This is a genomic window from Cohnella sp. 56 (assembly GCF_037963805.1).
Classification (GTDB): domain Bacteria; phylum Bacillota; class Bacilli; order Paenibacillales; family Paenibacillaceae; genus Cohnella.
The window spans coordinates 187,188-207,124 of the sequence record NZ_JAZDQE010000001.1; the positions used below are offsets into that span (position 1 = coordinate 187,188).

Consider the following 19,937-nt stretch of genomic DNA (forward strand, 5'->3'; position numbering starts at 1 on the left):
CCCCCGTTCGTGTAGACTTTTGGTAGAAAAGATCACATTTGCGAGGGCGGGGACGATATGCTCGAACTGAGTTTTAACGATCCGGAAGGAATGGTCAAAGTCTCGCACGCGCTCTCCACGCGGTCGCGCGTCGATATTCTCAAGCTGCTGAGCACCAGACATATGAATGTGGCGGAGCTGGCGGAGACGCTGGGCTTGCCGATGTCCACCGTGGCGAACAATGTCAAGATTCTCGAGGCGGCGCACCTGATCAACACCGAGCTGCTGCCCGCTTCGCGCGGAGCCATGAAGGTGTGCAGCCGGAATTACGACGATATCCATATCGCCTTCAGCCTGGAGAAGTCGATGCCGAAGAAGGCGATCGACCTGTACGAAGTAGAAGTGCCGATCGGACACTATACCGATTGCGAGGTTCAGCCGACATGCGGGATGGCGAACGCGGAAGGCATGATCATACGGGAGGACGAGCCTGCGAGCTTCTATCATCCCAAGCATATCGGCGCCCAGATTATCTGGTTCCGCAAGGGCTATGTCGAATATCTGCTGCCGCTCGAGCTGCCGCTGAAGGCGCGCATCGAGGCGCTGGAGCTGTCCGCAGAGATCTGTTCCGAAGCGCCGAATTACGACAACAACTGGCCGTCCGACATCTCGTTCTGGATCAATGGCGTAGAGATCGGCATGTGGACGAGCCCCGGCGATTTTGGCGATCGCAGAGGCAAGCTGAATCCGGCGTGGTGGCTCGACTGGACGACGCAATACGGGCTGCTGAAGACGTGGCGGATCGACGCCGAGCGGACGACGCTGGACATGAACAAAATATCAAACGTGAAGCTGAGCGACCTGAATCTGATGCAGCGTCCGAATATTCGGCTGCGCATCGGCGTCAAGCCGGATGCCGTACATGCCGGCGGCGTCAATTTATTTGGCAAGCAGTTCGGCGATCATGAACAGGATATCGTCATGAAAGTGCATTATTCGCTAGATGAAAACATGCCTGGCGACCTTTAATTACAGAATTCCTGTAATTCAAGGTCTTTTTGATTGTTATTAATACAACATTATGGTTTGAAATCGTTGACATTATAATTTAAAGCGTTTATTATAGGCTCATAGATACAAAATAAATGTAATAAAACAACAATGTTGTTTTGTATCTAATCACTTTAAAGTTTTAGGGGAGGCAAACATGAAGAAAAGCTATGGTTTGTCCGTAACGGCGTTACTCTCGGTGTCCCTCATGCTCAGCGCATGCGGCGGCAACAACAATGGCAATGCTTCTCCGTCCGACTCGGCAGCCGAGTCTTCGGCGCCCGCATCATCGGCGCCCGCATCTGAAAGCGCTGCACCGTCCGATAACGGCGGCAGCGGCGAAAAAGTCAATCTTAGCTTCTGGACGTTGTTCGACGGCGGCGACGGCGCGAACATGCAGGCGCTGGTCGACGAGTTCAACAAGACGCATCCGGATATCCAAGTGAAAAACACGAAGCTCGTATGGGGCGAATATTACACGAAGCTGATTACGGCCGTCGGCAACGGCACGGGTCCCGACATCGGCATCTCCCACACATCGCGACTGCCGGACCTGATCGATCAAGGCGTCGTGACTTCCTACGACGATGTTGCGCAAGACGCAAGCATCGATTGGAGCACCTTCAACCAGAATCTCCTGAACGCGACGGTCGTCGACGGCGAGCACTACGCGGTGCCGATCGATACCCACCCGTTCATCATGTACTACAACAAGAAGCTGCTGCAGGACGCCGGGCTGCTCGGCGAAGACGGCAAGCCGGTGCTGGAGCAATCGGCCGACGGCTTCGTCAAGTTCCTCGAGACGCTGAAGAGCAAGCTGCCGGCGAAGGACACCGCATTCGCGCTGTCGCCGAGCAATGACGACCCTTACCGCCTCTGGTGGGCGCTGTACTCTCAGCTCGGCGGCAACGACGTCGTGGCCGACGACCTGAAGACGGCCGCGGTCGATGCCGACAAGGGCGCCAAGGCTGCCGACTATATCCAGAAGCTGTACACGGCCGGCTATATCAAGAAAAACGATCCGGACTTCTATAAGAACTTCCAGAGCGGCACGGCCGCCATCATGATGACCGGCGTATGGGCCACGGGCACGTGGGAATCGACGAAGGGCCTCGAATTCGGCGCGATGCCGATTCCGAAGATCTTCGACCAGCCGGCAACGTGGGGCGACTCGCACACGATCATCCTGCCGACGACCAAGTCGAACGATGCGGCCAAGCGCAAGGCTGCGGCGATCTTCGCGAACTGGGTGGCGGACAACGGACAGATCTGGGCGAAGGCGGGTCACATCCCTTCCAAGCCGTCCGTACTCGAGAAGGAAGAGTTCAAGGCGCTGCCGTACCGGAGCGACTATGCTTCCGTCGCCGATACCGTCAAGTTCAGCAAGCCGTCCACCAAGGTATGGCAAATTCGCGACAACAGCTCCTTCAAGTTCCTGAACGAAGTATGGGCGAACAAGATGTCGCCGGCGGACGCCATGGCCAAGATGCAAGAGGCGACGCAGAAGATCCTGAACGAATAGGGCAGGCATAAGCGCACGGGCGAGCTTGCGGTTCAACACGAGCCGCAGGCTCGTCTGGCGATCAGGGATGAGGTGACGCGCGAATGAGAATGAACAAGATGAGAGCGGACGTGCTTGCGCTGCTGTTCTTGCTCCCGTTTTTGGCCGTATACGGCATCTTCACGATCTGGCCGATGATCAAGGGCGTGGAGATGACCTTTTACAAATGGACCTTGATCAAAAAAATGAAATACGTCGGCTGGGACAACTACACCAAGATGTTCCACGACCAGGAAGTATGGGCGGCCATCTGGCACTCGACGATTTTCGTCATCCTGACGACGCCGACGATGATCGTGCTCGCCATCCTGCTCGCGATGATCGCCAACCGCAAGTCGCGGCTGCAGAAGCTGTACCGCAGCGTTTTTTTCCTGCCCAGCGTGCTGTCGGTAGCCGTAGCCTCTTATTTGGGCCTTTTTATTTTTCAGCCTTACAACGGATTCGTGAATACGCTGCTTCATCTGATACAGCTGCTCCCCGAGAGCAAGGAGATCTTCTGGCTCAATGAGACGAATCTCTCCTGGATCGCCCTCACGCTTATCACGCTGTGGTGGACGGTCGGCTTCAACTTTATCCTCTATCTGTCGGCGATGCAGGACATTCCCGACGAGATCGTCGAGGCCGCGAAGCTGGACGGCGCGACCGATTCCACGATTTTCTGGAAGATCACGCTCCCTTATCTGACGCCGATTACGAAGACGATCGCGATGCTGCAGATTATCAGCTCGTTCAAAGTCTTTTTGCAAATTTATATCATCACGGGCGGCGGCCCGCTGGACAAGACGAGACCGATCATCCAGCTCATCTATCAGACCGGCTTCCGCAAGAACGATCTGGGCTACGCGGCCACGATGTCCTATATGCTGTTCGTCATCCTGCTCGTTCTGTCCGCCATCCAGTACTTCATCAATAACCGGAAAGGAGCGAACGCCTGATGTGGAAGTGGATCTATCGGATCGTATCCGTCTTGTTCGGCTTCCTGTTCATCGCTCCGATCGTCTGGATGCTGGTCGTCTCCATTAAAAAAGAAGGCATGAAAATCATCACCCTGGTCGACTGGTTCACGCCGCCTTATTCCTTCGCCGTCTACGATCAGATCTTGAGCGGCACCAAGCTGACGAATTGGATGTTCAACAGCTTCTTCGTCGCAATCTGCGTCACGGTATTCACGGTCGCATTCGCGGCCATGGCGGGCTTCGTCATGTCGAAGCTGCCCTTCCGGTACAAGTCCGCCATGTTCTTCCTGGTGCTGTCCGGTCTGCTCATCCCGGGCGAGGCGATCATCATCCCGCTGTACCAGGTCGCCAAGGATATGGGCCTGTTGAACTCCTATCAGGGCCTCATCATTCCCGTGCTCGCGTCCCCGGTCGCCGTCATCGTCCTCAAGAGCTTTTTCGACGGCGTGCCCAACGACCTGCTCGAGAGCGTGCAGATCGACGGCGGCGGCACGTGGCGCATCTTCACCCAGATCATGCTGCCGCTGAACCGTCCTGCGCTCGCGTCGATGGCGATCCTGACGTTCATCGGCTCCTGGAACAACTTCCTGTGGCCGTTCCTGTCGATCACCAACGATAATCTGTTCACGCTGCCGATGGGAATCCCGACGCTGATGAGCCAATATTCCGAGGACTACGTGAAGCCGATGGTCGTCAACACGATCTCCTCGATCCCGATCATCCTGCTGTTCGTCATCTTCGAGCGCCAGATCATCAAGGGCGTCAGCCTGTCGGGCATCAAAGGATGAGCGCGCCGCAAGCGGTCAAGCGACGGGAGAGAGCCATCGACCTGTTCAAGGGGCTGCTCGTCATCGGCATGATCTATTGCCATACGCTGCAGTTTTTCAGCGATCAGCAGGTGTACCCGAACGGACAGCCGTTCATCGACGCGATCAACCTGATCACGTTCTCCGGCTTCGTATTCGCCTTTGGCTACGTCTCGCAGCTGGCCTACTATGCGAAGCCGTTCCGCCGGGCGGCGCCGCGCATGCTGGTCGCAGCCATCAAGACGCTGGGCGCCTTCTACCTGTCCGGCACGGCCTACCGCCTGTTCATCGACGGGCGCGGCCTGACCTGGACGAATATCAAGCCGATCCTGCTGCTGGACGATATGCCGGGCTGGTCCGAGTTCCTCGCGTCGTTCACGTATTTGATGATCGTCGGGCTCGTATTGTTCGTGCCGCTGCGCAAGCTGGCGGAGCGCCAGTGGCTCGGCTTCGCGGTCGCCGCGGCGCTGCTGCTGGCGACGTGGATGCCGTACGGCTCCGTCCATGCGACCCAGCTCGGACCGCTCATCGGGACGCGCGACTTCGCTTCGTTCCCGGTGCTGCAATATTTTCCGTATTACATCGCCGGCATGCTGTTCGCCCGCCACCGCATCGTATGGGATTGGCGCGTACTGACTGGCGCGGCCGCCTTGACCGCCGCCTTCCTGTGGAAGTGGCTGTCGGCCGAAGGCCAGGCGCTGCCCGGCAGATTCCCGCCTACCGTCTGGTGGATCGTCGGACCCGCGCTCGTCCTGTACGGCTACTATTTGCTGTCGCGGCTGATGGAGCGCTACCCGGCGCCGTTCGCGCCGATCGAGGCGATGGGCCGCAACGTGCTGTGGTTCCTTGTGATGAGCAACGTGCTCATCTTCGCATTGAAAAGCAAGCTGTCCGACTACATGCTCAGCGCGTCTGATGCCTGCTGGATGGCGCTCGCGCTGCTGGCGATCGTGTCCTTCAGCGTGTGGATCGTCACGAAGCCGTCCGGCGGCCGCCCGCCGGCAAGAGAGAGCCGTCCGACATCGGACGGAACAACATCTGTGAATATGTCATCATCGGCATAGATAAAGGAGCAGGAGAGAAATGACTGAAGCATGGAGAAGCGAGTATCCCCGCCCGCAGTTCGTCCGGGAGCAATGGATGAGCCTGAACGGGGAATGGGAGTTCGAATTCGACGATGCGCGCGCGGGAGACAGGGAAGGCTGGTACGAAAAGGGCGACTTCAGCCGCAAAATCATCGTGCCGTTCTGCTATCAGAGCGAATTGAGCGGCATCGGCGATACGTCGTTCCATGACGTCGTCTGGTACCGCCGCTCGTTCGCCGTGCCTGCCGACTATGTCGGCAAGCGGCTGCTGCTGCACTTCGGCGCGGTCGACTACGAGGCTTCGGTATGGGTGAACGGCAGACTCGTCGCGACGCATGAGGGCGGGCACACGCCCTTCCACGCCGACATTACCGATGCGCTCCGGGACGGGGACAATGTCGTCGCCGTCAAGGCGGTCGACTACAGCAAGGATGTCACGCTGCCCCGCGGCAAGCAGTTCTGGGAGGAGAAGTCCGCGGGCATCTTCTACACGCGGACGACGGGCATCTGGCAGAGCGTCTGGCTGGAGCCGGTATCGCAGACGCATCTGGCGCGCATCCGCCTGACGCCCGATATCGATCGCAGCGAGCTCAAGCTGCAGGCATTCATCGGCGGCTTCGAGCCCGGCCGCGATGTATCGCTGGAGGCGACGGTATCGTTCGAGGGGGCGTTCCTGTCCCGCGACGTGTTCACGATCGCGCGCGAGTCCGAGACCCGCTCGATCGGCATCCACGACTTCAACGACCACGGCCTCGGCCGCTGGTGGAGTCCGGAGAAGCCGCATCTGTACGACCTGACGCTGCGGCTGCTCGTGGACGGCCGGGAGGCGGACCGCGTCGACAGCTACTTCGGCATGCGCAAGATCTCGATCGAGGACGGTGTCGTGCAGCTGAACAACCGGCCGTATACGATGCGGCTCGTGCTGGACCAGGGCTACTTCCCGGCGGGTCTATTGACCGCGCCGAGCGACGACGAGCTGCGGCGCGATATCGAGCTGACCAAGGAAATGGGCTTCAACGGCGCGCGCAAGCATCAGAAGATCGAGGACCCGCGCTATCTGTACTGGGCGGACCGGCTGGGCCTGCTCGTCTGGGGCGAGATGGCCAACTCCTATCATTTCTCCGAGACGTACGTCGGCCGTGTGACGAGAGAGTGGCTGCAGGCGGTCGAGCGGGACTACAACCATCCGTCGATCGTGGCGTGGGTGCCGATCAACGAGAGCTGGGGCGTCACCAACATCCTCGTCGACGAGCAGCAGCAGCAGCATGCGCTGGCCATGTACCATATGACCAAGTCGCTCGACCCGATGCGTCCGGTCATCTCCAACGACGGCTGGGAGCTGGTGAAGACGGACCTGGTGACGATTCACGATTACGAGTGGCGCCGGGATGTGCTCGCCGACCGCTACTCCGCGCTGGACAAGGCGCTGTCCGCCCGTCCGGGCAACCGCTGGATCCTCGTGCCGGGCTACGAATACGAGGGCCAGCCGCTGCTGCTGACCGAATTCGGCGGCATCTCGTTCAAGAAGAGCGACTGGGAGGGCTGGGGCTACTCCGGCGCCTCGGACGATGCCGACTTCCTGCGCCGTCTGGGCGACGTGCTGGAGCCGGTGCGTGCGGCTTCGCTGCTGCAGGGGTTCTGCTATACGCAGCTGACCGATGTGGAGCAGGAGATCAACGGACTGCTCACGTACGATCGCAAGCCGAAGGTGCCGCTGGACGAGATCCGCAAGCTCGTCCGGGGCAGCTGACGGCGCGGGTTCACGATATGCCAGCGACGAGGGGCGTCCGGAGCTTCAGCGCCGGATGCCCCTCGTCCGGGAGGAGGAGCGACCGGCGATGAAGCGTGCATACCGAACGGCGGGACTCGGCCTGCTCGCCCTGATGCTAGGCGTCGGCGGCTTCGGCTGTGCGAAGGGCGGGGAGCCGGCCCCCGAGCAGCCGGCCCGCACGTACGCCAACCCGATCTCGCTGACGGACGAGTGGGGCGAATACGGGCTCGGCGATCCGTTCGTTTTTAAATTCAACGGCTATTATTACCTGTATGTCAGTACGCGGGATACGGATGCCGGCATCAAGGTGTGGCGTTCGCCCGATCTCATCGACTGGACGTACGCAGGGCTGTGTACGGAGGAACCGCTCACGGCGGCGGCCTATGCGCCGGAAGTCCGCTACTGGAACGGCAAGTTCTACATGTATACGTCGCCCGCCGGTCAGGGGCACTACGCGCTCGTCGCGGACAGTCCGACCGGGCCGTTCAAGATCGCGACCGACAACTTCGGGCGCTCGATCGACGGTACGACGTTCGTCGACGACGACGGCCGCTGGTACTTCTATTATGCCGGTCCGCAGGGCATTCAGGCGGCGCCGATGACCGATCCGCTGACGGTCGCGCCGGAGGAAGACTTGACCGGTGCATACATGGACGGCTGGACCGAGGGGCCGACTGTGTTCAAGCGCGGCGGCAAGTATTATATGACGTATACGGGCAACCACGTTTTCAGCGCCGGGTATCGCGTGAACGCCGCCGTCAGCGGAGATCCGCTGCAGGGCTTCGAGGGCTTCGCGGGCAACCCCGTGCTGCTGCGCACGGACGGAGCGACGGTCGGACTCGGCCATAACTCCTGGGTGCGCGGACCGGACCTGGACAGCGACTATATGATCTACCACAATCTCGAGGGCCATGGCGTCGTCGGCCCGCTGCGGCATATGGACATCGACCGCGTCGTCTGGAACGGGGAACGGTTCTCGGTATGGGGCCCGACGTCCGAGGCGCAGCCGGTGCCGGACCTGCCGACGTTCGAGGACCGCTTCGAGCGGCGCGAGCCCGGCAAGGACTGGCGCAGTCAGGGTGCGGGCAGCTGGTCGGTCAAGGCGGGCGAAGGCCTGCGCGTCGACACGGATGCGGACGGCGGGGACAAGAGGGCGCTGCTCATAACGAAAAAGGACGCGGCGGCCGACTTCACGGCCGAATATCACGTGAAGCCGCCGGCGGCGGGACGCGCCGGCGCGGTGTTCGCCTATGATGACGGCAAAAACTACGGGACCGCGCTGATCGATGCGAACGAGCGGACGCTGCAGGTGCAGGTGCTGCGCAAAGGCAAGGTTGCCGAGGAGGTGACCGCACCGCTGCCGGCCGGCGTGGACCCGATGCAGCTGCATACGCTGCGGCTGGAGAAGTCGGGCCTCGCGCTGCGCGTGTACGCGGACGAGCTGCAGCTGGTCACGCTGCAACTGAAGGCGCCGCTCGCAGCGGGCGGCATCGGCTATGCGGCCGAGGGCGCGGATGCCGCGTTCGGCTACGTTGCGTTCAGCGATAAGGTGGATGGCGGCGGTTCGCGCGCCGCCTACGCGCCGCTGCCGGGACGGGCGGACGCCGTGCACGCCGAGGCGGCGGGCGCAGCGGCGGCGAAGCGGGCCGACGACGGCGAAGGCGGGTTCAATCTGGCCGGCCTGGCGCGCGGCCAGAAGCTGAGCTACCGCGTCAACGTCGCCAAGGAAGGCGCGTACGGCATTCGCCTCCGCGTGAAGCCCGGCGCGGACGGCGTGAAGCTCCGCCTGACGACGGAGAGCGGCGGCGCGGGGATTGAGCTGGCGGCGCCGGCGGTCGGCGGCGGCGAGGCGGGTGCGGGCGCATGGACGACCGTGGGCGCCGATGACGTCAAGCTGAAGGCCGGCACCCAGACGTGGCGGCTCGAGGTCGCGGCGGGTCAGACGGACCTGGCCTGGCTGGAAGCATGGGCCTATGCGCCGGTCGAGGCTGCCGAGGACGGCTTCGACGATCGCAACGACTTCGGCTGGACGCGGTACGAAGGCGAGTGGTCGGTGCGGGAAGGCCAGCTGCGCGCTTCCTCGGTGCAGCCGGCCAAGACGCTGTGGGGCGACTACGGCTATGCGGACTATACGTTCGAAGCGGATGTCACCGTGCCCGACACGGGCGGCGAGACCGGACTGCTGGTCCGGGCGACGAATCCGGCGAACGGCATGGAGCTGAACCAGAACCGGACGGATTTCTTGAGCGGCTACTATATTTACCTGGATGCGGCAGGCATTCATCTGGTCAAGCAGGATTACGGCTCGGAGGCGCTTCGGGACGCCGCGTACGACATGCCGAAGGCCGGACAATGGCTCCATCTCAAAGTCGAGGCGAGGGGCCATCAAATCTCCGTGTACGCAGGGGAAGCGAGCGAGCCGGTCATCCGGTACGAGGATCGGGGCGCGCGGCCGCTGCTGCACGGCAAGGTCGGCTTCAAGTCGATCGATGCGGCTTCTAGGTTCGATCGGGCGCGCATTGCGCCGCTCTGAGCACGACCGTCAACATTACGCAGAAGGAAAGGTGAACCTTGATGTCGCTAGGCATTTATCGCGAACAATATCCGAGACCTCAATTCGTCCGCGAATTTTGGCTCGATCTGAACGGGGAGTGGGACTTCGGCTTCGACGACGGCAACGTCGGGGAGTCGCAGCAGTGGTACCGGACCTTTCCGGGCGACCGCAAGATTCAGGTGCCGTTCGCTTACGAGACGAAGGCGAGCGGGATCGGCGAGGAGCAGTTCCATCCGTACGTCTGGTATCGCCGCACGTTCGAGATTCCGGCCGAACAGCGCGGCAAGCAAGTGGTCCTCCATTTCCAGGCGGTCGATTATGTCGCCAAGCTGTGGGTGAACGGCGAATATGTCGGACTTCACGAGGGCGGCTATACGGCGTTTTCCTTCGATATCACACGCTACCTGACGGACGGCGCGAACAGTGTCGTCCTGAAGGCCGAGGACAGCGACAGCTGTACGCAGCCGCGGGGCAAGCAGCGCTGGCGCGAGGCGAACTTCGGCTGCTGGTACGTGCAGACGACCGGCATCTGGCAGCCGGTATGGCTGGAATGCGTCGAGGCGCAGCATGTCGAGTCCGTCAAGATCACCCCGGACGTCGATGCCAACGCCGTGCGCTTCGACTATCGGGTGCAAGGCCGGACGAAGACGGGCGCCGATCTTCGATTGACGACGCGCATCACGATGGACGGAGCGCTCATCAAGGAGACGAGCATGGCTGTCGACCGCGACGCCCTGTCCGCGAGCGTCGAGCTGATCAGCGAAGCGCGGGAGTGGCGAGTCGAGCACTGGAGCCCGCAGAACCCGAAGCTGTACGAGGTCGAGTTCGTCCTGACGGACGGAGGCCGCATCGCGGACCGCGTCAGCTCTTACTTCGGCATGCGCAAGGTATCGATTCAGAAGGGCCAGATTCTCCTCAACAATGCGCCGATCTATCAGCGCCTTATTCTCGATCAAGGCTACTGGACGGACAGCCATCTGACGCCGCCTTCGGTAGAGGCGCTCGTGCAGGACATCGATCTGATCATGGCGATGGGCTACAACGGCGTGCGCAAGCATCAGAAGATCGAGGACCCGCGCTTCCTGTATTGGTGCGATGTGAAAGGTCTGCTCGTCTGGTCGGAGGTTCCGGCGACCTATGAATTCAACGACGAGGCGGTCTCGCGGTTCACGCGGGAATGGCTGGATATCGTCCGGCAGCAGTACAACCACCCGTCGATCATCACCTGGGTGCCGTTCAACGAGTCCTGGGGCATCGGCAACGTGTTCGCGGACCGCAAGCAGCAGCAGTTCACGGAATCGATCTATCATCTGACCAAGGCGATCGACCCGTACCGCCCGGTCGTCGTGAACGACGGCTGGGAGCATACGATCTCCGACATTCTCACACTTCATGATTATGAGGAGGATGGGGCGGCCTTCGCCGAACGCTATGCCGACAAGGACGCCATCACGTCCAACGAGATCGCCCACAGCAACCACAAGTACGCGCTTGCCCAAGGCTACGCATACCGCGGGCAGCCGATCGTGATCAGCGAATTCGGCGGCATCGCCTTCCGCACCGACAAGGGCTGGGGCTACGGCAACCAGGTCGATTCGGAGGCGTCGTTCCTCGAGCGGTTCCGCGCGATTACGCAGGCGATCAAGGATACCGATTATGTGTGCGGGTACTGCTACACGCAAGTGTCCGACGTTCAGCAAGAGGTGAACGGCCTGCTCACCGAGGACCGGACGCCCAAGATCGCGCTGGACAAGATCAGGGCGATCAACCTGGCCAAGCGCAGCGGCGGCTTGCTGGGATGAAGATGCCGCCTGGCATCGAACAGATAGAAGGAGCGCCCGGAGGCTGACGCCGGTGCGCTCCTTTTTATGCTTGTTCAAGCTTCGCCCTGCTTGCGGTAGGTGCCCGGACTCATCCCGGTCTCGCGCCTGAACAGGCTGCAAAATTGCGAATCGCTCGCGAAGCCGCAATCCGCAGCGATCTCGGATACGCTGCGCCAGGTGCCGCGGAGCAGCGCGCGGGCATGTGCGATCCGCTTGTCCAGCACATATCGGCCGGGAGACAGGCCCGTCTGCTCCTTGAAGAGGTGGCGGTATCGGTCGAGACTGTAGCCGGCCATCGCGGCCAGCGCCTGAAAGTCGATCTTCTGATGAAAGTGCTCGTCCATATAATTAAGGGCATAGCGGAACTTGTCCTCCGCGTCCGCCGGCGTGCCGCCGTGCAGCCGGCGGCGCAGCAGCAGCACCAGCTCCGACGTCAGCAGGTCGAGCATGTCGGCGTACGCCTCGTCCTTGTTCCGCATCTCCTTGGCCATCTTGAGCAGCAGCGGCAGGATAGGTTCGCTCGCATTAGACCTGTCGCCGCTTCGCTTGGCGGGATAGACGCCCTCCGGCAGCGGCGGCTCGCGCGAAGTCACGAAGCCGAGGCACAGCACCTCCGTCGGCATGACGTGGCGCTCGTCATGCGGCGTGTCGGCCGGGATGAGCGCATAGTCGTCCTCGCGATATTCGTAATCCCGTTCTCCGATGCGGGTGCGCCCTGACCCTTTCACATAATAAACGAGTTCATGGCAGCCGTGCTTGTGCATGCCCACACGAGCTCCCGCCCCGTGCCGAACGGGGAACAGGAATTCAAGTCGCGCTCCCAGAAGCTATTCCTCCTCAAATTCAGCCGGATCGTGATAAAAGCTGGCCGGATCAATATACGATATAATCAATAAAAGATGTATGCTGTGAGTGAATTGTAGCATAGACTTCCCGATACGATCAGCCAAAAAGATATAAAAAGGAGAAGATTCGGATGTTGTCTCCGTTCGTGTCGCTGACCGAGGAGCGCCGTGCCCGCATGCTGGCGCATCCCGGCGGCCAAGTGTCCATCGTATTGGACACCGATACTTATAACGAGATCGACGATCAGTTCGCCCTGATCTACGCACTGTGCTCGCCGGAGTCGATCGCAGTCGAGGCCGTGCACGCGGCGCCCTTCCACAACGAGCTGTCGGACGGCCCTGCCGACGGCATGGAAAAGAGCTACAGGGAAATTTTAAAAATCCGGGCATTGGCCGAACGCGAGGATTTGCCGGTGTACAGAGGATCGACCTCCTATCTGCCGGGACCGGATACGCCAGTCGAGAGCGAAGCGGCGCGTGACCTGATCCGCCGTGCGCTGGCGCGCGACGAAGCGGACCCGCTCTATGTCGTCGCGATCGGGGCGATCACCAATGTCGCCTCGGCACTGCTACTGGCGCCGGAGCTCGCCGGACGGATCGTCCTGATCTGGCTGGGCGGGCACGCATTCCATTGGAAGGATACGCGGGAGTTCAATCTCGCGCAGGATGTCCATGCGGCGAATGTCGTATTCGACTCCGGGGTGCCGCTCGTCCTGCTCCCTTGCATGGGTGTCGTGTCGCATCTGACGACGACGCTGTCCGAAGTGCGCGATCATGTTATGGAAAAGGGCCCCCTCGGACGATACCTGTACGAGACGTTCCTGGCCTGCATGGACGATCACGAAGGTCGCTCTCGCGTCATCTGGGATCTGTCGGCCGTCGCCTGGCTGATCAATCCGGATTGGTGTCCGAGCGAGCTGGTGCCTGGCCCGCGGGTGACTGCGGATTGCCGCTGGGCGAACGTGCCGGACCGGCACGATATCCGCTATGTCACATACGCCGACAGAGACGCGATCTTCCGCGATCTGTTCGCCAAGCTCGGACGGGCGAGCGGACAGCGGTCCTGAGCGGCCAAGCTGCGCGGGCGGCTGTGCTGGCTGCGCCGACTGCGCCGACTGCGCCGACTGCACCGACTGCGTCCAACGCACGCACTGTGCCCACTGTGCCCACTGCGCCCACTGCGCCCACTGCGCCCACTGCGCCCACTGCGCCCACTGCGCCGAATGCACCGACTGCGCCGACTGCGTCCACCTCACGCACTGTGCCCGCTCCGCCGCTGCGTCTGTCCGACCGTGCTGCCTTCTTTATCCCCTCCGCTCAGGCGGCGGGGATTTTTTGCTAATCGACCGCATGAGACCCGGACTCCGCCGACTGTCGCTGGTCGCTCTGCTCGAGCGTCGGCTCGGCAGATGCAGCCGTCGGGAAAGTCAGCAAATAGGTCAAAAAAGGTCAAATCAATCAAAAGCACCTCCCGGACGCATCCAATCGACTCACAAAGCCTTAAATCGCTCCATATGGCCTCAAATCGCTTTTGTTAATCGGAGCTGCGGGCTTTATAATGACAATAAGGTCAAAAAAGGTCAGACTAAACCTGCCCGGGGGAGGAGAAACGCCATGACGATCGGCAATCCGTACGAAGTGCTCGGCGTAGGCAAGGAAGCGTCGAAGCAGGACATCAAGAAGGCATATCAAAAGCTGGCGAAGAAGTGGCATCCGGACGTCAACAAAGCCCCCGAGGCAGAAGCGAAGTTCAAAGAGATCGCAGAGGCTTACGACATTCTCAGTCATGACGATAAAAGGGAAGCTTACGAAGAGGAACAACGGTACGCAAACATGCGACGAGAGTACGCGGGCCGTCAGGGCAGCGAATGGCGGAGCGGTTCACAGGACGAAGGCGCCAGGCGCTGGAGCGGACAGGGCTCGGGCGGGCTGTCGGAAGAGGAATTGTACGAGATGCTCTTCGGGCGAGGCGGCGGCATCGGCGGCATGCATGGGTTCGGCGCGGGAGCGGGATCGTACGGTCAGTATGACTTCGGCGGTATGGGTGGCCGGAGCTCGGCCGGATACGATCCCTTCGGCGCGAATTCGCGATCGCAGCACGCGCAGCTGAACGTGAGCCTGGAGCAAGCCTGGAAGGGCGCGAAGATCAATGTGAAGGTCGGGACAAAGGATATCGCCCTGCGCATACCCGAGCGGGCGGCGGACGGGACCGTCATCCGGTTAAAGGGAGACGGGGCGAACGGCTTGCCGGAAGGCGAAGAGCTGCTCATCACGCTGTCGGTGACGCCGGACGCCGTGTATGCGCTCGGCGAAGACGGCAACTTGCGCGCTACGGTGCAGGCGGCGCCCTGGCAGGTCGTGCTCGGCGCGGACGCGCAAGTTCGCCTGCCGGACGGCGGTCAGGTGAAGCTCAAGATACCGCCGGATTTCCCGGCCGGCAGACAGCTGCGTATTCCCGGCAAGGGGCTGCGCCGGGCAGACGGCAGCTATGGCGATATTTTGTTCGACGTAGCGGTGACCGTACCTCCGAATCCCGGCGCTGCGGAGCGGGAGCTCTACCGCAAGCTCGCGGAGAGCAGCGGCTTCAAGGCCGGTACGATTTCGCACATGAACAATTGACCATATTAATCAATAAGGAGAGATCGCCATATGGACTTCAACAAATATACGCAAAAACTGCAGGAGGCCGTTGCGGGCGCCCAATCGCTGGCCGGTGCCAGCGGACATCCGGAGATCGATTCGCTGCATCTGCTGGCCGCGCTGCTGAAGCAGCAAGACGGCTTGCTGCCGAGACTGCTGCAGCGGGCCGACATTCAGCCGACGGAGATGGATCGCCAGGCGATGAGCAGACTGATGAGGCGGCCGCGCGTCGGCGGCTCGGATACCGTCAAGCGCTATGCATCGCCCGCGCTCGTAGCCGTGCTGGAGCAGGCAGAGAGGGAAGCCGCCGCGATGACGGACGAATATGTAGCAGTTGAGCATGCCGTGCTGGCGATGGCTTCGGCACCCCGGGACGGCAATCGCGACGTGCGCGAGCTGTTCGACAGCTTCGGCCTGACGCGCGAACGGCTGCTGACCGTACTCAAGGAAATTCGCGGGCATCAGCGCGTGACGAGCCGCGAGCCGGAAGCGACCTACGAGGTGCTGGAGAAGTACGGCCGGGACCTGGTCGCCGAAGTGCGCGCAGGCAAAGTCGATCCCGTCATCGGACGGGATAGCGAGATTCGGCGGGTCATCCGCATCCTCTCGCGCAAGACCAAAAACAATCCGGTACTGATCGGCGAACCCGGCGTCGGCAAGACGGCGATCGTCGAAGGGTTGGCCCAGCGCATCGTGCGCAAGGACGTGCCGGAGGGGCTGAAGGACAAAACGGTTTTCTCGCTGGATATGAGCGCGCTCGTCGCGGGCGCGAAGTATCGCGGGGAGTTCGAGGAACGGCTGCAAGCCGTGCTCAAGGAAGTAAAGGAGAGCGACGGCCGGATCATCCTGTTCATCGACGAGCTGCATACGATCGTCGGCGCAGGCAAGACCGAGGGCGCGATGGATGCGGGCAATATGCTCAAGCCGATGCTCGCGCGGGGCGAACTGCACTGCATCGGAGCGACGACACTTGACGAATACCGTTCTTATATTGAAAAGGACCCGGCGCTCGAGCGCAGATTCCAGCAGGTACTCGTCAGCGAGCCAAATGTGGAGGATACGATCTCCATTCTCCGTGGCTTGAAGGAGCGCTTCGAGCTGCATCACGGCGTCAAGATTCACGACAGCGCGCTTGTGGCGGCGGGGACATTGTCCAATCGTTACATCGCGGACCGCTTCCTGCCGGACAAGGCGATCGACCTCGTCGACGAGGCGTGTGCGATGATCCGCACGGAGATCGATTCGATGCCCGGCGAGATGGACGAAGTCATGCGGCGCATGATGCAGATGGAGATTGAGGAAGCCGCGCTCAAGAAGGAGTCGGACGATGCGAGCAAGCGCAGGCTGGAGTCGCTCCAGCGCGAGCTGGCCGATCTCAAGGAGAAGCATCTGGGCATGATGGCCCGCTGGGAAAAGGAAAAGGCCGCCATCCAGGGTGTCCGCGACTTGCAGAAACAGTTGGAGCAGGCGCGCAAGGAGCTGGCGGACGCGCAGGAAGAGTACGACCTGAACCGCTCCGCGGAGCTCAGCTACGGGATCATCCCCGATCTGGAGCGCCAGCTGAAGGCGGCGGAGGAAGCGGCAGAGCAGGACGGCGAATCGCGTCTGCTGCGGGAATCCGTGACCGAGGAAGAGATCGCGGACATCGTCTCGCGCTGGACCGGCATCCCGGTCAAGCGACTCGTCGAAGGCGAGCGCGACAAGCTGCTGCGGCTTGAGGAGACGCTGCACGAGCGCGTCGTCGGGCAGGAGGAGGCCGTCGGCCTCGTCGCCGATGCGGTGCTGCGGGCGCGGGCGGGCATCCAGGATCCGAACCGGCCGATCGGCTCGTTCCTGTTCCTCGGTCCGACCGGCGTCGGCAAGACGGAGCTGGCCAAGGCGCTGTCCGCCACGCTATTCGACCGTGAAGACGGCATGATCCGGATCGACATGTCGGAATATATGGAAAAGCACAGCGTGTCGCGTCTCGTCGGGGCGCCTCCCGGATATGTAGGCTACGAGGAGGGCGGCCAGCTGACGGAGGCCGTGCGCAGACAGCCGTACACCGTCGTCCTGCTGGACGAAGTCGAGAAGGCGCATCCCGACGTATTCAACGTTCTGCTGCAGCTGCTGGACGACGGTCGCCTGACCGATTCGCAGGGCCGCGTCGTCGACTTCAAGAATACGATTGTCATCATGACGTCCAACATCGGCTCCCCCCATCTGCTGCAGGGCGTCGACGACAACGGCGAGATCACCCCGGCGGTGCGGGACCGCGTCATGAAGGAGCTGACCGGCCATTTCCGGCCCGAGTTCCTGAACCGCGTGGACGACATCGTGATGTTCAAGCCGCTGTCGCGGACCGAGATCGAAGCAATCGTACGCAAGCTGGCGCGCGGACTCGGCGAGCGCCTGGCCGATCGCGGCATCGCCCTGCGACTGACGGACGCCGCTGTACGATTCATCGCCCAAGAGGGCTTCGACCCCGTATACGGTGCGCGGCCGCTCAAGCGGTTCATCCAGCGCCATCTCGAGACGCGCGTAGCACGTGCGCTGATCGCGGGCGATGCGCCAGAAGGCTCCGTGATGACGGTCGACGAGACGGCCGGCGAACTGTCGGTGGACATCCGCCCTGCCGCCCCAACCGGCACCGAAGCCGCACCTCCGGCGGCCGAGAGACTTCAAACCGTCTAAACAAACGATCGAACAAGGCCATTGCCCCGTTCCGGCTCCTGCCGGGACAGAGCGTGGCCTTTTTTCATCGACACGGTGCTGAACGCCATATGCTCCTTTACGCGATCTGCACGTTTGAACGGTATCCCTCTCCGTCAGGAGCGTTTGAACGGTATCCCTCTCCGTCAGGAACGTTTGAACGATATCCCCCTCCGTCAGGAGCGTTTGAACGGTATCCCTCTCCGTCAGGAGCGTTTGAACGATATCCATCTCCGTCAGGAGCGTTTGAACGGTATCCCCCTCCGTCAGGAGCGTTTGAACGGTATCCCTCTCCGTCAGGAGCGTTTGAACGGTATCCCTCTCCGTCAGGAACGTTTGAACGGTATCCCCCTCCGTCAGGAAGCGCTTGAACGGTATCCCTCTCCGTCAGGCTTCCAGGTTGTGGCTGTTATTGGATAGTTAAACCCCGTAATTTGTTCATTTTTTGCGGAGAAGCAAGACGGATATTGCTATAACCTGTTCCAAGGGGATACCGTTAAAAAGAGGCGAACTCGATGGCGGACCTGACCCAAGGGGATACCGTTAAAAAGAGGTGAAACCGATGGTGGACCTGACCTAAGGGGATACCGTTAAAAAGAGGTGAATCCGATGGTGGACCTGTGTGAAGGGGATACCGTAAAAAAGAAGGTGAATCCGATGGCGGACCTGTGCGAAGGGGATACCGTTAAAAAGTGCAAAAAGCTGCGGTCATCCGGGAACAATCGCTGCCGTCCGTTGTCTGTTAAGTAGGGGAGGCGAGGCCGTTTGGAGAATATCGAGGATCACGACCTTATATACAGAACGCGGCTGGGCCCCGATGAGATGGATGCGCTTGTCAAGCAGCATTGGCAGGATGTCTGGCAATATGCGTTGTTCCTGACCCGACGGGAGCATGTGGCGGAGGATATCGCGCAGGAGACGTTTATGAAGGCGATGGGGGCGGTTGCTTCATATCGGGGCGATGGGCCGGTTAAACATTGGCTGTTCAGGATCGCTCGCAATACGGCGTTTAATTATCGCAAGTCGGCATTCTGGCGGAAGGTGGTGTTGGTCGGCCTGTTTCCGGACGGGTCAAGATCGTCTTCGGCGGAGAGCGAATACTGGCGGGGCGAGCTCTCGAACGAGGTCTGGTCGGCTGTGTGGGAGCTGCCCGCCAAATATCGCGAGCCGATCATGCTGTTCGCTTATTATGAATGGTCCTACCGGGAGATGGCGGAGCTGCTCGGCATCTCTGAGGGCACGGTCAAGTCCCGGCTGCACCGCGCGAGGGCGATGCTGGCCGATCGAATGAAGGAGGCGAAGCTTGATGGATGGCCGGACAACGGATAATGAGTTGCTGCACAATCCGCTTCAGGACCCGCTGCTCGCGCAGCTTCGGCAACGGCCCTTCGCGGCCGGGAGGATGCCTAGCGAGCGGCAGCTGGCGTTTATAGCAGCAGGTGCGCATGAAGCTCGCCGCCACATTGCGCGCAAAAGGCGCATACGGTTCGCGTGGACGGGCGCTGTATTGGCGTTGGTGATGCTGCTGATCGGTCTGGCCTACGCTTATGAAGCGCCGGGGGGAATAGCGGACAGGCACCAGGCGCACGCGATGGGGTTGACGGGGACGATCCGGATTCCGCTCGGCCGTACGCCGGAGGAGGCGGTGGAGAAGTTCCGGAATTTCGGATATATGCGGGTCGTACACCGCGAGGCCGTAGACGGCGGCATGCTGTTGTTTGTCAAACGCGATCTGAAACAGGATAGCACGGATCTGCAGATTGAATTCGTGCGTCATACGTGGCTGGGCTGGAAATGGGGCATGGGCGGCGGTTACTACATCGGTCATAGCACTCCCGGTTCAACTGTATCCGGCGAGAAGACATTGCTGAATTATATGAGCTTGCCTCATTTTCCGGGCATCCGGGGGCCGTTCCCGCTGCTGTTCGGGGAGCTGACCGATCCTTCGGTCGCCAGCGTAGTCGTCAGGGTGGGCGGCGGGTCTCCGGGCAAACTTGAGGCCACGCTCGTAGAGTACGAGCCGGGCCAAAAGCTCTGGTTCGTCTTGCTGCCCGACTCCTCAGCCGTCCAATATACGATCCAGGCGTTAGACCGGGAGGGACGCCTCGCCGCCGAAAAAAGCTTTTCCGATCAACGGGATATGGGGGAAGTCAAAATTAAAGAGAGCAGCCCGTAA

At 61.3% G+C, this 19,937-nt stretch carries 14 protein-coding genes; 13 read left to right on the forward strand and 1 reads right to left on the reverse strand.

Features of this window, described 5'->3' with window-relative positions; translation table 11 throughout:
- Nucleotides 1-57 precede the first annotated feature (57 nt).
- The 8 genes from VQ071_RS00860 (at nucleotide 58) to VQ071_RS00895 (ending at nucleotide 11,564) form a co-directional block, all read left to right on the forward strand.
- Entirely contained in the window at nucleotides 58-1,008 is a 951-nt protein-coding gene (locus tag VQ071_RS00860; protein WP_340511940.1) for an ArsR/SmtB family transcription factor, read from the forward strand.
- 178 nt (nucleotides 1,009-1,186) lie between these two features.
- Nucleotides 1,187-2,551 (forward strand): ABC transporter substrate-binding protein, encoded by a 1,365-nt coding sequence (locus VQ071_RS00865; protein ID WP_340511941.1) that lies wholly within the window; start codon nucleotides 1,187-1,189, stop codon nucleotides 2,549-2,551.
- 83 nt (nucleotides 2,552-2,634) lie between these two features.
- A complete protein-coding gene (locus VQ071_RS00870) occupies nucleotides 2,635-3,525 on the forward strand; it encodes a carbohydrate ABC transporter permease (protein WP_340511942.1) in 891 nt (296 codons plus the stop codon).
- Nucleotides 3,525-4,334, forward strand: coding sequence for a carbohydrate ABC transporter permease (locus VQ071_RS00875; protein ID WP_340511943.1), 810 nt, complete (start codon nucleotides 3,525-3,527; stop codon nucleotides 4,332-4,334). Before VQ071_RS00870 ends, VQ071_RS00875 begins: the two co-directional genes overlap by 1 nt.
- Entirely contained in the window at nucleotides 4,331-5,416 is a 1,086-nt protein-coding gene (locus VQ071_RS00880; protein WP_340511944.1) for an acyltransferase family protein, read from the forward strand. Before VQ071_RS00875 ends, VQ071_RS00880 begins: the two co-directional genes overlap by 4 nt.
- Before the next feature lie 19 nt (nucleotides 5,417-5,435).
- A complete protein-coding gene (locus VQ071_RS00885; protein WP_340511945.1) occupies nucleotides 5,436-7,187 on the forward strand; it encodes a glycoside hydrolase family 2 protein in 1,752 nt (583 codons plus the stop codon).
- 88 nt (nucleotides 7,188-7,275) lie between these two features.
- Complete coding sequence (locus VQ071_RS00890; protein ID WP_340511946.1) at nucleotides 7,276-9,741, forward strand: family 43 glycosylhydrolase; 2,466 nt, start codon at nucleotides 7,276-7,278, stop codon at nucleotides 9,739-9,741.
- A 41-nt stretch (nucleotides 9,742-9,782) separates the two neighbouring features.
- Nucleotides 9,783-11,564: a glycoside hydrolase family 2 protein gene (locus VQ071_RS00895; RefSeq protein WP_340511947.1), complete on the forward strand. Its 1,782-nt coding sequence runs from the start codon at nucleotides 9,783-9,785 to the stop codon at nucleotides 11,562-11,564.
- Nucleotides 11,565-11,638: 74 nt separating this feature from the next.
- Here VQ071_RS00895 and VQ071_RS00900 read toward each other — a convergent pair whose 3' ends face one another.
- Nucleotides 11,639-12,355: an AraC family transcriptional regulator gene (locus tag VQ071_RS00900; RefSeq protein WP_340511948.1), complete on the reverse strand. Its 717-nt coding sequence runs from the start codon at nucleotides 12,353-12,355 to the stop codon at nucleotides 11,639-11,641.
- A gap of 206 nt (nucleotides 12,356-12,561) precedes the next feature.
- Between VQ071_RS00900 and VQ071_RS00905 the strand changes: the two genes are divergently transcribed.
- The 5 genes from VQ071_RS00905 to VQ071_RS00925 all read left to right on the forward strand — a co-directional run bounded on the left by VQ071_RS00905 (nucleotide 12,562) and on the right by VQ071_RS00925 (nucleotide 19,937).
- The gene (locus VQ071_RS00905) at nucleotides 12,562-13,497 is read left to right on the forward strand and encodes a nucleoside hydrolase (protein ID WP_340511949.1); all 936 of its coding nucleotides are present in this window, start codon (nucleotides 12,562-12,564) and stop codon (nucleotides 13,495-13,497) included.
- Between the two features lie 547 nt (nucleotides 13,498-14,044).
- A complete protein-coding gene (locus tag VQ071_RS00910; RefSeq protein ID WP_340511950.1) occupies nucleotides 14,045-15,049 on the forward strand; it encodes a DnaJ domain-containing protein in 1,005 nt (334 codons plus the stop codon).
- 30 nt (nucleotides 15,050-15,079) lie between these two features.
- Nucleotides 15,080-17,743: an ATP-dependent chaperone ClpB gene (gene clpB / locus VQ071_RS00915; protein ID WP_340511951.1), complete on the forward strand. Its 2,664-nt coding sequence runs from the start codon at nucleotides 15,080-15,082 to the stop codon at nucleotides 17,741-17,743.
- Nucleotides 17,744-18,526: 783 nt separating this feature from the next.
- Nucleotides 18,527-19,090, forward strand: a complete 564-nt coding sequence (locus tag VQ071_RS00920; protein ID WP_340511952.1) for an RNA polymerase sigma factor — start codon at nucleotides 18,527-18,529, stop codon at nucleotides 19,088-19,090.
- Nucleotides 19,068-19,937: a hypothetical protein gene (locus VQ071_RS00925; RefSeq protein WP_340511953.1), complete on the forward strand. Its 870-nt coding sequence runs from the start codon at nucleotides 19,068-19,070 to the stop codon at nucleotides 19,935-19,937. Before VQ071_RS00920 ends, VQ071_RS00925 begins: the two co-directional genes overlap by 23 nt.